Genomic DNA, 12505 nt, shown 5'->3' with positions numbered 1-12505 from the left:
AACAATGATTCCAACACTTTCAGCGCCAATGGTCGCGCCCACACAAATTGCGCCACAGTCGACCGGACCTGCTGCACCGGAAAAAACGCGCACCGCCTTCGAAAAGGACAAACCCACAGGCCCGCCACCCTCTTTTGACGAAAGCTTCCTCGCCCGTAAGGCACGCGAGGCCCTGAACCCACCGGAATTGCGGCGCGACACAGAAGCCAGACCCGACGCCAAATCATCGCCCGAAGGCCGCGCCAAAAGCGGCTTCGCCGAAATCCGCGCCCTCGCCGGCGGGCCGGCAAAGCCGCTTATGGACAAGCGCAGCTAATCCTATTCTGCCGCCTTGGCAGACGGATTATTCGGATGCGTCGTCCAGTTGGCATACTCCGCCTCAACCACCTTGCCGGTGCGAAGGTCAGTCATGCCCGGCTGCAATTCCTCCATCGTAATGCAGTCCTCGACGGGGCAAACATCAACGCACAGATTGCACGCCACGCATTCCTCGTCGATCACCTCGAAAACCCGATCCGGAGACATGGAAATCGCCTGATGCGAGGTGTCCTCGCAGGCCGCATAACAGCGCCCACATTTGATACAGGCGTCCTGATCGATCCGCGCTTTCGTCACATAATTCAGGTTCAAATACTGCCAGTCCGTCACATTCGGCACTGCACGTCCAGTCACCTGATCGACCGAGGTATAACCCTTCTCGTCCATCCAATCCGACAGACCAGCCTTCAATTCCTTAACAATTCCAAAACCATAGACCATCGCAGCCGTGCATACCTGCACCGATCCGGCGCCCAGGGACAAGAACTCCGCCGCGTCGCGCCAGGTCGTGATCCCGCCAATTCCGCTGATCGGCAATCCAGCCGTTTCGCGGTCACGCGCAATCTCGGCTACCATATTCAAGGCAATCGGCTTCACCGCGGCGCCGCAATACCCACCATGCGATCCCTTGCCATCAATCGACGGCTCCGGAGACATCGTATCAAGGTTTACAGAGGTGATGGACGAGATTGTATTGATCAGAGAAACCGCATCCGCCCCACCCGCATGCGCCGCCCGCGCTGGATACCGCACATCCGTGATATTCGGCGTCAGCTTCACCAGAACAGGCATCCGCGTATTGGCCTTGCACCACCGCGTCACCATCTCGATATATTCCGGCACCTGCCCAACAGCCGCGCCCATACCACGTTCGCTCATCCCGTGCGGACAGCCGAAATTCAGCTCGATTCCATCCGCACCGGTCTCCTCGACCTTCGGCAGGATCTCCTTCCACGCCCATTCTTCGCAAGGCACCATCAGGCTCACGACCATCGCGCGATCCGGGTAATCCCGCTTCACCGCCTTGATCTCGCGCAGGTTCACGTCCAAAGGACGATCCGTGATCAGTTCGATATTGTTGATCCCCAGAACACGCCGGTCCGCCCCGTAAACCACCCCGTACCGAGGTCCGTTCACGTTCACGATATGCGGATCAAGCCCAAGCGTCTTCCAGACCACTCCGCCCCATCCTGCCTCATAAGCGCGCCGAACGTTGTATTCCTTGTCCGTCGGCGGCGCCGAGGCCAGCCAGAACGGATTAGGCGACTTGATGCCGACGAAATTCGTTGAAAGATCAGCCATTTGGATCGGTCCTCTCAGTTTGCCATCAAGTCAACAATCGGCGTGAAGCCGCCAAAAATCATACGCTTTCCGTCAAAGGGAAACTCGTTTAGCGAGGGGTCTTCCGAGAATACTTTCTCGTAGGCTGCATCGCGCACTTCCCGCGATGGCCACCTGATCCAGGCAAATCCAACGACCTCGCCTTCTTTCAACGCCACTGCCTTGGGAAGCGACGTCACTTCGCCATCCGGCACGTCTTCCGCCAGACAATCGACAACTTCGAGGGCGCCGTGTTTGATAAAGGCCGCGTCAACTTTGGCGGCGAAATCTTTATATGCGTCCAGCCGTGTCGCATCGACCGGCGCCAACATGCAATCAATAAAGTCCATCGGTTCCTCCTAGCCCATCAACTGGGCATGAATATCCATCGCCGCATCGCGACCTTCGGCCACCGCCGTCACCGTCAGATCATTGCCGCCCGCCGCGCAATCGCCGCCCGCCCAGACGCCCGCTTCGCTGGTTCGCCCCGGTCCGGTCACCGCTATCTTGTTGCCGTCCAAAGCCAGGCCCTCGGGCGCGCCCTCCAACGTCTGGCCGATCGCCTTGAACACCTGATCCGCCGCCAGCCGGAATGTTTCGCCGGTCCCGGTCAGCGTCCCGCCGGCGCTTTCGGTGTATTCGAACTCCACCTCGCGTACTGTTCCGTTGCCATGCACCGCCAAGGGTTGTGCATTGAACACCAGCCGAACCCCCTTGGATGTCGCCAAGTCCTGCTCATACCGCGACGCCGACATCCCGTCCTGTCCACGCCGGTAGACGATCGTCACTTGATCCGCACCAAGCAATTTCGATTGCACAGCGGCGTCGACGGCAGTCATCCCACCGCCGATCACCACCACATTGCGCCCGACCGGAAGGGAGGAAAGGTTCCCAGTCTGTCGCAAATCCGCAATAAAATCAACAGCATCCAAGACGTTCTCACAATCCTCGCCCTCGGCGCGCAGAGCATTGACACCGGCCAGGCCGATTGCCAGAAACACTGCGTCATATTCAGCCCTCAAAGCCTCAAGCGTAAGCGAACCGCCCAGTCTCTCGCCAGTGCGCAGGCTGATCCCGCCAATCTTCATCAGCCACTCCACCTCGGACTGAGCGAAATTATCGACCGATTTGTAACTCGCGATACCAAATTCGTTCAGTCCGCCGGGCTTCGAACGTCCGTCGAATATCACCACTTCATGACCCTTCATCGCCAAACGATGCGCACAAGCCAGCCCCGCTGGACCCGCTCCAACGACCGCGATACGCTTGCCCGTCGCCTCGGATCGCGTGAACGGATGCACCCCTGACGACATCAACCCATCCGTCGCAAAGCGTTGCAAACGCCCGATCTGGACGGGCTTGCCTTCCGCCGCTTCGCGCACGCAAGCTTCTTCACACAAGGTCTCGGTCGGACAAACCCGCGCGCACATGCCGCCCAGAATGTTCTGCTCGAAAATCGTCTTGGCCGCTCCATTGGGATGCCCGGCCTGAATCTGTCTTATAAACAAAGGGATATCGATCGCCGTCGGACAGGCCGCGATACACGGCGCGTCGTAACAAAAATAGCACCGATCCGCAGCCACCATCGCTTCGTGGTCATCAAAAGGCGCGTGCAGGTCCTGAAAATTCTCGGCCAAAGCCTTTGCCGAAAGCCGTCCCGCCTGAACGCCCGACGTGCGCGGTGTGGTCTTCATCGCAATCTCCCTCGCGTCTTATCTACAATCAGACTGCCACAGTTCGATTTTTTATCAACTGGTAAATTTTCAGCAGTTTGAAAACTCTGCGCGACTACCGCTTTCCCTTGGGAAAACCCTTGCCTATAAAGAAACAATCAGAACGCCGGATCAAATCCGGGAAGCGCAGAGGACGAGAATGACTAATAAATCACATGACGACGACGTCGCTTTCATCAAATCTTTGGCCGAACTCCTGCGCAAGAATGATCTTAGCGAATTGCAGGTCAAACGCGATTACGAAAATGATGGCAGTCTGAACGTGCGTGTCAGCCGCATCTCCTCGGTGTCACCAACCACTGTCCAGGTTGCAGCGCCTGCAGCTGCCACAGCACCAGCGGCCCCTGTACCGTCAGCCGCCCCGGCGGCCACGCCGGAAGATCCGGCCGCCCACCCCGGTGCGGTCGCATCGCCCATGGTTGGCACGGCTTACCTGTCGCCAGAACCCGGCGTCGATGCCTTCGTGAAAGTCGGCGACAAGGTCTCGCAGGGTCAGACACTCTGCATCGTCGAAGCGATGAAAACGATGAACCAAATCCCCGCTCCCAAAGGCGGGACCGTGAAACGCATTCTGGTTGAAGATGGCGCGCCTGTTGAGTTTGGCGCACCCTTGATGATCGTCGAATAAAGGGACCGCCAATGTTCGACAAAATCCTGATCGCCAACCGCGGCGAAATTGCGCTTCGTGTGATCCGCGCCTGTCGTGAAATGGGTATCAAGTCCGTTGCCGTGCATTCCACAGCCGACGCCGACGCGATGCACGTTCGCATGGCCGACGAAAGCGTTTGCATCGGCCCGCCCCCGGGCAACCTCAGCTATCTTTCAATGCCCGCGATTATCTCGGCGTGCGAGATCACTGGCGCGCAGGCGATCCATCCGGGCTATGGCTTTCTCAGTGAGAATGCCGCCTTCGTGCAGATCGTCGAAGACCACGAGATCACCTTCATCGGCCCGTCCGCGGAACACATCCGCATCATGGGTGACAAGATCACCGCCAAGGAAACCGCCGCAGCCCTTGGTATCCCGGTCGTTCCCGGCTCGGCCGGCGGCGTCGCCACAGTCGAAGAGGCACGCCAGGTCGGACAGGAGATCGGTTATCCGGTCATCGTCAAGGCGACGGCAGGCGGTGGTGGTCGCGGCATGAAACTGGCGAAATCGGCCGCCGACATCGACACCGCTTTCAGCACAGCACGATCCGAGGCAAAATCGGCCTTCGGCAACGAAGAAGTCTATATCGAGAAATATCTGGCCAAGCCGCGCCACATCGAAATTCAGGTGTTCGGCGATGGCAAAGGCAACGCGGTCCACCTTGGTGAACGCGATTGCTCGTTGCAACGGCGCCACCAGAAGGTCTTCGAGGAGGCCCCCGGGCCTTCGATCACCGCCGAAGAACGCGCCCGAATCGGCGAGATTTGCGCCAAGGCCGTCGCGGGCATCAATTACATCGGCGCGGGTACAGTCGAATTCCTCTATGAGGACGGTGAGTTCTACTTCATCGAAATGAACACCCGCCTTCAGGTCGAACACCCGGTGACCGAAGCTGTCTTCGGCGTCGACTTGGTGCGCGAGCAAATCCGCGTCGCGGCGGGCCTGCCGATGGAATTCAAACAAGAAGACCTGCAAGTCAAAGGCCATTCGATCGAAATCCGCCTGAACGCTGAAAAACTTCCGAATTTCTCTCCATCACCGGGAAAAATCTCGCAATATCATGCCCCTGGCGGCCTCGGTGTTCGTATGGATTCCGCCCTGTATGATGGCTATTCGATCCCACCCTACTATGACAGCCTGATCGGCAAGCTGATTGTTTACGGCCGCGACCGGCCAGAAGCTCTGGCGCGTCTGTCGCGCGCCCTGTCGGAACTGATCATCGACGGCATCGACACGACGATCCCGCTTTTCGATGCACTGTTGCAGGAAGAGGCCGTCCAAACCGGGAACTACAATATCCACTGGCTCGAAAAATGGCTTGAAAAGGCGCTCGATTGACCCCCGTGGTCTGATCGGCTCATTTGCCCTATATCCAATGCCATGCACCACAAGGCATTGGATCCATGAGCGACCGTCAACTGACGCCAGAGCTGCTTTTATCGGCCTATGCTTCGGGCATCTTCCCGATGGCCGAAGGACGCGACTCGCGTGAAGTGTTTTGGGTCGATCCGCGTAATCGCGGCATCCTTCCACTGAATGGCTTTCATATCTCGCGATCGCTAGCCAAACGTTTGCGACGTGGGGATTATCGGATTGCCCTCAGCACCGATCTCGATGCGGTTCTGGATGGATGCGCCGACCGGGATGAGACCTGGATCAATGGCACGATCCGGGATTTGACGCGCGCGCTTTTCGATGCCGGCCACGCGCATACACTGGAAGTCTGGCGCGACGGGCGCGTTATCGGAGGCGTCTACGGCATCACTCTTGGTGGCGCGTTTTTTGGCGAAAGCATGTTTTCCCGCGAAACCGATGCGTCGAAAATCGCGCTGGCCTGGTTGGTCGATCACCTCAACCGGACGGGCTTTACCCTGTTCGACACCCAATTCATCACGCCCCATCTCGTCAGCTTGGGCGCCGTCGAAATCCCGCGCGCAACCTATCGCGCGCGACTTGCGCACGCGCTTTCACACCCCGGCTCGATCAAGAAATTCGCCCTGGAAACCGACCCTCAGGCCGTGGTGCAGCGGATCACCCAAACGTCATAGCGCGCGTGGTCCAGCGCGTTCAGTGCAGGCGATGATGCCACCATCCAGCCCTCGAAAACCCGCGACGTGCGCAAGGGGTCTTCGATTTCAAGCCATGCATAAGCCTCGCCGGTAGGGTTGTCTTCTGGATAGCGGCACTCGCCCAGCGTGACCTCGATCCGGCCCAAAGTCGCCGTTTCGCCAATGGACAAATTCAGATCGATAACCTCGCCTGACACCTTGTCCAACCCGCGCAGAGACGCGCCCGGGGCCTGTATCGCCCTCACCGAGTTGGCAGCCACATCGGGCTGTGTCAGGATCGTGGTTGAGCCATCAATCGGCGAGGTGATCACCGTGTCCTGCGCAAATGCTATCGGTGCAAAGCCGAAAAACGCCAGCAGGACCAAAGGCTTCATTCTTCGCCGCCCGACACAAACCGCAGCAAGAGCTGCACAATGCTGACCGAACTCTGCGTGTCCTCAATCTCCGAACCCGGTTCCAGATTGAACGCCGATCCCCCCGGCAGCAACTCGACAAAGCTGCCGCCCAAAAGACCTTCGGACGAAATGATCACCGCTGTATCTTCGGGTAGAACGACCACTTCATCGACCGACAACGAGGCATCCGCCCGGAACGTCGCCGGATCCAGCTCAAGCCCTGTGACCGTACCGACCTTCACGCCAGCCAATCGCACATCCGTTCCGACCTGCACACCTTCAGCCGAACGGAACGATGCGGTGTAGGTCGCCCCGTTCGAACCAGCCCCAAAGCCGCCGAACTGCGATGCGTAAAACAAAAACCCTGCGGCCACGGCCAAAACCGCGCCCCCTGCGACGACTTCTCCAACACTTTCCGACATCGCGCTTACTCCGGCGTCCAGGCCTCGTAGTCCTTACGCGACACCGGGTCAGGCCGTCGGATCGACCCCGCTGGCGCATAGGCTGCAGGCGTGCCTGTCAGGTTTTCAAGGTGCGGCTTTTCCCACGCTTTGCGCGGCAATGGTGCCGTGGTCGGCGGCTCGGCCCAAGTATGGTGCAGCCAGCCGTGCCAACTCGGGTCAATGCGGCTTGCTTCGGATTCGCCGTTGTAGATCACCCAGCGCTTCACACCATCTTTGGTCTGATAAAAGATGTTGCCCTGATTGTCCTCGCCCACCTTTTCACCCTTGCGCCAGGTAAAAAGCTGCGTACCCAACGACTGGCCATTCCACCAGGTAACCGCGCGAAGAAGGTTGTTCACAATTCCCATTTTGGACCTTTCATGACCCTTTCCCAAGGTATGCCGCAAGGCCGCGCCAAGGTCTAGAGCCGACCGCGCGGCAAAGCGCGCAATGACCTACCCTGTCTGGCCAGCAAAAAAGGCCGCCCCGAAAGACGACCCTGCATTGTTTCGTGACCTCGACCTAGCCCGCGCTTGCAGGTTCTTTCTCAGCCTCGCTGTGGATCATCAATGGCGACGCGTCCGAGGTCACGGCCTCTTCGTTCACCACGACCTCTTCCACGCTGTCCAGTCCGGGCAGATCGAACATCGTATCCAGAAGGATATCTTCCATGATCGAGCGCAGACCCCGCGCACCCGTCTTGCGTTCGATTGCGCGTTTCGCGATTGCCGTCAAAGCGTCCTCGGTGAAGGTCAGCTTGGCATCTTCCAACTCGAAAAGGCGCTGGTACTGCTTGACCAAAGCGTTCTTCGGCTGGGTCAGGATCGTCACAAGCGCGTCTTCATCCAGATCTTCCAGAGTCGCGATCACCGGCAAACGACCGACAAATTCCGGGATCAGACCGAATTTCAGCAAATCCTCAGGCTCGAGATCCTTGAAGTATTCGCCAACGGTCTTGGAAGCCGGGTCGCGTACGTCCGCGCCGAACCCCATCGCCGACCCTTTGCCGCGTTGCGCGATGATCTTGTCCAGTCCGGCAAAGGCACCGCCGCAAATGAACAGGATGTTCGTTGTGTCGACTTGCAGAAATTCCTGCTGCGGATGCTTGCGCCCGCCCTGCGGAGGAACAGAGGCAACCGTGCCTTCCATGATCTTCAAGAGTGCCTGCTGCACACCTTCGCCCGACACGTCTCGGGTGATCGAAGGGTTGTCTGACTTGCGTGTGATCTTGTCGACCTCGTCGATGTAAACGATCCCCCGCTGCGCGCGCTCGACGTTATATTCGCTGGCCTGCAAAAGCTTCAGGATGATGTTCTCGACATCCTCGCCCACATAGCCCGCCTCGGTCAAAGTCGTCGCGTCCGCCATGGTGAACGGAACATCAAGAATCCGCGCCAAGGTCTGGGCCAGCAACGTTTTCCCGCAACCTGTCGGGCCGATCAGCATGATGTTGGACTTCGCCAGCTCGATGTCAGATTTATCCGCATGGTTCAGCCGTTTGTAGTGGTTGTGAACCGCCACCGACAGCACGCGTTTCGCATGCGATTGCCCGATCACATAGTCATCAAGCACACCGCAAATTTCCAGCGGGCTTGGCACGCCGTCTGACGATTTCAGCCCTGCCGTTTTCGTTTCTTCGCGGATGATGTCCATGCAAAGCTCGACACATTCATCACAGATGAACACGGTCGGACCGGCGATAAGCTTTCTGACTTCATGCTGGCTCTTACCGCAAAATGAGCAGTAAAGAGTGTTTTTGCTATCGCCCGAATTATTCGCCATCACATACCTTCTCGACCGTCTGCCTGTTGACTGCACGCCCGAGGTCGGACGAGCGGTGTCTTTCGCTGCACTTCTGCCCCGTTTGCCGAAAGCCTATGGCACCGCCAAAGAAGGCACAACGCCAAATTCGCACATTACCTTCGTCTTGATCTAGGTGTGATCGTAACGTCTGGTTAACCGTTTTTCTCAGCCGCAGCGCGATTTACGACGATCTCGTCGATCAAACCCCAGTCTTTTGCCTCTTCGGGTGTCATGAAATTATCCCGCTCAAGCGCGTCCTCGACCTTCTTCAGCGTCTGGCCTGTGTGCTTGACGTATATCTCGTTCAACCGGCGCTTCAGACGTTCCGTGTGGCGCGCGTGGATCAGGATATCACTGGCCTGTCCCTGAAAACCACCGGAAGGCTGGTGCACCATGATTGACGCATTCGGCAGCGAAAGGCGCATGCCCTTTTCGCCCGCCGCCAGCAAAAGCGAGCCCATCGACGCCGCCTGACCAATGCAAAGCGTCGCGATTTTCGGGCGTACATATTGCATTGTGTCATAGATCGACAAACCGGCCGTCACCACACCACCGGGCGAATTGATGTACATCGAAATCTCTTTCGACGGGTTTTCGGCCTCAAGGTGCAGCAACTGCGCGACGACAAGCTGGCTCATTCCGTCATGAACAGGACCGTTCACAAAAATGATGCGTTCCTTCAGAAGTCGCGAGAAAATGTCGTAGGCCCGCTCACCACGGCTGGTTTGCTCAACCACCATGGGAACAAGGTTCATGTATGTCTCTACCGGATCGTGCATTGTGCCTGCCTTCGTGTCGTCGCTGCTCTCATAGCGCATGAATGTTGCCAGAGTCTTAGTAGCGCCCCGGATGACCTGCAAGGGAGGCAGGGCGTTTTAACATCACGAAAACTTTTCAAAGCATGGTTCTTACGCCGAAGCACGCCAAAACGGCAGAGTTTGCCGCCGGCGCGTCCGCAGAAAACGGGGTTTGCAATAAAGCCCGGTCAGCTCCGCCGCGCAGGCTCAATCAGACCGACTTTCTCGGCGTTTTCGCGCCAGACACCAAACAAGCCATCCGCCAGGCCATCTGCCTGATCAGCGGCTGAACGACTTTCGGGCGACAGGTTTTCTTTCAAAGGGTCAACGATCACCGGCCAAAGCAGCCACACACCAACGACACCAAGCAATACGACCGGGACGAGGGGCAACATGTCCATAAGAGGACCTCCCGTCAGGAATTGAGAATCGGGCGGCAGATCGCCCGTTCGTTACAATTTGAAAGTGAATAAAGGCAAAATCTTGGCAAAGGCTTCAGAAATCTTAACTTTTTTGCTGGCAGCTAACCGAATCTCACCCGAGGTCGCCAAATCAGGCACCTAAACCATACCCGCAGGTGCGTACTTCAGCAGGACCGGCACAATCAGATCTTCCTCGTCCCCCAAATGTCGGTCCAGATCGCGCTCGAACCGGATCAAGCCTTTGCGAAACGCTTCCGCCGGCGCGCGCCATTCCCCAAGCGTACTCACCGCGTTCAGCATCTTATTGGCATCGGTTGTGAACGCTTCGATCATCCCGTCCAAAGCATGATGATCTGCGTCGAGCAAATCAAACCCCGCTTCGATGCGCTTGTCCAACAAGCGCAACTTTGGAAAATAGTGAACGTCTTCAATGTTGTGATGCCCGTGAAGCTCGCCCACCAGCATACTGCCATAGCGCGACACCCGGCCTCCAAGGATCTGTGCTTCAACGCTACCGTCCAGCGCGCGCTCGGTGTCGTGCTGCAATGAGGCCATCAGTTTGCGGAACATCATGTGACGGTCTAGCCAGAACCGGATCAGGGCCCCGAAATTGTCCGATGAGTCCCACGCCTCGCGGGGGTATTCATCCAAAAGCACGCGCAACGCTTCCGGCAATGTTTGCCTGTCTGACAGATTTTCCATGAATTCCGGCTTCCGTTCTATACTTCGGCTTTTCAGATAGCGGGTCTGGGCCAGATTCCAACCGCCACACTCGATAACCGAACTGGCCTCTGGCCATATGGTGCGCTAAACCACGCTCAAATTCATCCTGCCGAGGCCCGCCCCCCATGACGTTCGACCGTTCCATTAAGATCGCCCCCTCCATCCTCGCCGCCGATTTCGCGAATTTCGGAGCCGAGTGCGCGGCCGCCGAAGCCGAAGGTGCAGACTGGATCCACGTCGATGTGATGGACGGCCACTTCGTGCCCAACATCTCTTTCGGCCCCTCCACCTGCGCTGCGATCCGTCCGCACATTAAAGGCGTCATGGATGTCCATCTGATGATCGCGCCCGTCGACCCCTATATCGACGCCTTCGCCGACGCGGGAGCCGATATCCTGACCGCGCACATCGAAGCCGGCCCCCACATCCACCGCACCGTTCAGGCCATCCGTGGCGCCGATGTGAAAGCGGGCGTCGCACTGAACCCGGGCACCCCGGCCAGCGCGGTCGAAGACCTGCTCGACAGCATCGACCTTATCTGCGTGATGACCGTGAACCCGGGCTTCGGAGGGCAGAAGTTCATCGACTTGACCGCCAAAATCCGCGCCTTGCGCAAAATGATCGGCGACCGTCCCGTGCACATCGAAATCGACGGCGGTGTCGACGCAACCACAGCCCCCCTCGTGGCGAAAGCGGGCGCTGATGTGCTGGTCGCAGGCTCGGCCGTTTTCCGAGGCGGAAGCGTGACCAATCCGGCGCCCTACGGTGAAAATATCCGCGCCATCCGCGCCGCCGCGATGGGCACCTACGCCTGAGCGCCTGACAAATCCGCAACGATTCCAGATCGGACCGGGCTTCACAAAGCATCACTGCTTGACCAGCTGAAGCCATCGGGGCGATGAAGAACAGGCTGGGGGGCATCAAAAGACGAGCGATTTTGCGTGACCTTTCTCGAAGCCCTGTACCTCTCCGCCATCTTTGTCCTTGTTCTGGTCTCGCCGATGACCGGCTCGTTCCTGAAATGCTGGGCCGACCGCTCCGCCACCGGCAAAAGCGTTACCGATGGCCGCTCATTTTGTGATAACTGCGGCAAGACACTGGCCGCGCGCGATCTTATCCCGATCCTCAGTTGGATCATCGCCGGCGGCAAAAGCCGCTGCTGCACCACACCGCTGCGCTGGACCCTGCTGACGCCCGAAATCACCAGTCTGCTGCTGGCGGTCTGGGCGGTGCTGACAATGCCGCTGCCGCTGCTATTGCCCACGCTCGTCATCGCCTGGCTCTTGCAAGCCATAGCGCTCCTCGCCGTGCCGGCACCGCGCATCGCCACGATCCTGGCAATGATCCTGGCGCTCCTTGGCTTCACACTGTCGCTTCTCGACATGACCGGAGCCGTAGAGAACAGACTCCTCGGCTTCGCCCTCGGCCTGCTCTGCGCAACCGTCGCCTGGACCGGCGCTAGTGACCCCCGCGCGCGCTATCTGCAAGCCGCAACCTTTTTGCCCGCAATGGGCGCTCTCCTCGGCGTCGGTTTCATGGGACTCGCGATCCTTGTCGGCGCCGCACTGGCACTGTTGCACAGCGTCGTCTCCCGCATCATCAAACGCGCAGACGAAGCCCCGGTCCCGCCTGCGACCTCACTGGCAATTGGTTTGGCAGGCGGAACATGGCTGACGTGGCTCTATACGGACGCAATTTCCCACGCGTTCCGCTTCGGATTCTAGGACCAGCCACCACTGGGCGCAGAGAAACAGCCAACCGGAATTGTCGTCGCAAATGAAACAAAGCTGGCCTTTTGGTTGCATGGTTGCCAAAATTTAGCCGAATTTCGATG

The 12505-nt window shown here is 58.5% G+C and carries 16 protein-coding genes; 6 read left to right on the top strand and 10 right to left on the bottom strand.

Annotated features, from left to right (window positions below; all coding sequences use genetic code 11):
* Positions 1-4: 4 nt before the first annotated feature.
* Complete coding sequence (locus tag BOA8489_RS16455; protein ID WP_141138317.1) at positions 5-316, top strand: hypothetical protein; 312 nt, start codon at positions 5-7, stop codon at positions 314-316.
* A 2-nt stretch (positions 317-318) separates the two neighbouring features.
* On the opposite strand, the gene preA is transcribed toward BOA8489_RS16455, so the two are convergent.
* Genes preA through BOA8489_RS16440 form a run of 3 tightly spaced genes read right to left on the bottom strand, consistent with a single transcriptional unit; the run spans position 319 to position 3332 of the window.
* Entirely contained in the window at positions 319-1620 is a 1302-nt protein-coding gene (preA, locus tag BOA8489_RS16450) for an NAD-dependent dihydropyrimidine dehydrogenase subunit PreA (protein ID WP_093975406.1), read from the bottom strand.
* A 14-nt stretch (positions 1621-1634) separates the two neighbouring features.
* Positions 1635-1988: a DUF1428 domain-containing protein gene (locus tag BOA8489_RS16445; RefSeq protein WP_093975405.1), complete on the bottom strand. Its 354-nt coding sequence runs from the start codon at positions 1986-1988 to the stop codon at positions 1635-1637.
* Positions 1989-1997: 9 nt separating this feature from the next.
* A complete protein-coding gene (locus BOA8489_RS16440) occupies positions 1998-3332 on the bottom strand; it encodes an NAD(P)-dependent oxidoreductase (protein ID WP_093975404.1) in 1335 nt (444 codons plus the stop codon).
* Between the two features lie 178 nt (positions 3333-3510).
* On the opposite strand from BOA8489_RS16440, the gene accB reads away from it, so the two are divergent.
* The 3 genes from accB (at position 3511) to aat (ending at position 6067) form a co-directional block, all read left to right on the top strand.
* On the top strand, positions 3511-3999 hold the full coding sequence (gene accB / locus BOA8489_RS16435) for an acetyl-CoA carboxylase biotin carboxyl carrier protein (protein ID WP_093975441.1): 489 nt from the start codon (positions 3511-3513) through the stop codon (positions 3997-3999).
* 11 nt (positions 4000-4010) lie between these two features.
* Entirely contained in the window at positions 4011-5357 is a 1347-nt protein-coding gene (gene accC / locus BOA8489_RS16430) for an acetyl-CoA carboxylase biotin carboxylase subunit (RefSeq protein ID WP_093975403.1), read from the top strand.
* Between the two features lie 65 nt (positions 5358-5422).
* A complete protein-coding gene (aat, locus tag BOA8489_RS16425; RefSeq protein ID WP_093975402.1) occupies positions 5423-6067 on the top strand; it encodes a leucyl/phenylalanyl-tRNA--protein transferase in 645 nt (214 codons plus the stop codon).
* Here the strand turns inward: aat and BOA8489_RS16420 are convergent.
* The 7 genes from BOA8489_RS16420 to BOA8489_RS16390 form a co-directional block, all read right to left on the bottom strand.
* Positions 6031-6462: a DUF2155 domain-containing protein gene (locus BOA8489_RS16420; protein WP_093975401.1), complete on the bottom strand. Its 432-nt coding sequence runs from the start codon at positions 6460-6462 to the stop codon at positions 6031-6033. The two genes, aat and BOA8489_RS16420, sit on opposite strands and share 37 nt — an antisense overlap.
* The gene (gene mlaD / locus BOA8489_RS16415; RefSeq protein WP_093975400.1) at positions 6459-6905 is read right to left on the bottom strand and encodes an outer membrane lipid asymmetry maintenance protein MlaD; all 447 of its coding nucleotides are present in this window, start codon (positions 6903-6905) and stop codon (positions 6459-6461) included. The genes BOA8489_RS16420 and mlaD overlap by 4 nt, the downstream gene beginning before the upstream one ends.
* A 5-nt stretch (positions 6906-6910) precedes the next feature.
* Positions 6911-7294, bottom strand: coding sequence for an NADH:ubiquinone oxidoreductase subunit NDUFA12 (locus BOA8489_RS16410; protein ID WP_093975399.1), 384 nt, complete (start codon positions 7292-7294; stop codon positions 6911-6913).
* A 154-nt stretch (positions 7295-7448) separates the two neighbouring features.
* Positions 7449-8708, bottom strand: coding sequence for an ATP-dependent Clp protease ATP-binding subunit ClpX (gene clpX / locus BOA8489_RS16405; RefSeq protein WP_093975398.1), 1260 nt, complete (start codon positions 8706-8708; stop codon positions 7449-7451).
* Between the two features lie 173 nt (positions 8709-8881).
* Positions 8882-9508, bottom strand: a complete 627-nt coding sequence (locus BOA8489_RS16400; RefSeq protein WP_093975440.1) for an ATP-dependent Clp protease proteolytic subunit — start codon at positions 9506-9508, stop codon at positions 8882-8884.
* 206 nt (positions 9509-9714) lie between these two features.
* Positions 9715-9927 (bottom strand): hypothetical protein, encoded by a 213-nt coding sequence (locus tag BOA8489_RS16395; RefSeq protein WP_093975397.1) that lies wholly within the window; start codon positions 9925-9927, stop codon positions 9715-9717.
* Positions 9928-10086: 159 nt separating this feature from the next.
* Positions 10087-10650: a hemerythrin domain-containing protein gene (locus tag BOA8489_RS16390; protein WP_093975396.1), complete on the bottom strand. Its 564-nt coding sequence runs from the start codon at positions 10648-10650 to the stop codon at positions 10087-10089.
* 146 nt (positions 10651-10796) lie between these two features.
* Here BOA8489_RS16390 and rpe point away from each other — a divergent pair, with 146 nt between their 5' ends.
* Both rpe and BOA8489_RS16380 read left to right on the top strand, forming a co-directional pair.
* Positions 10797-11486: a ribulose-phosphate 3-epimerase gene (rpe, locus tag BOA8489_RS16385; RefSeq protein ID WP_093975395.1), complete on the top strand. Its 690-nt coding sequence runs from the start codon at positions 10797-10799 to the stop codon at positions 11484-11486.
* A gap of 126 nt (positions 11487-11612) precedes the next feature.
* Positions 11613-12395 (top strand): prepilin peptidase, encoded by a 783-nt coding sequence (locus BOA8489_RS16380; RefSeq protein ID WP_093975394.1) that lies wholly within the window; start codon positions 11613-11615, stop codon positions 12393-12395.
* Positions 12396-12505: the final 110 nt, after the last annotated feature.

This window comes from Boseongicola aestuarii, assembly GCF_900184815.1.
GTDB lineage: Bacteria > Pseudomonadota > Alphaproteobacteria > Rhodobacterales > Rhodobacteraceae > Boseongicola > Boseongicola aestuarii.
The sequence above is the reverse complement of the archived record's forward strand: the minus strand, read 5'-3'. Positions and strand labels throughout refer to the sequence as shown.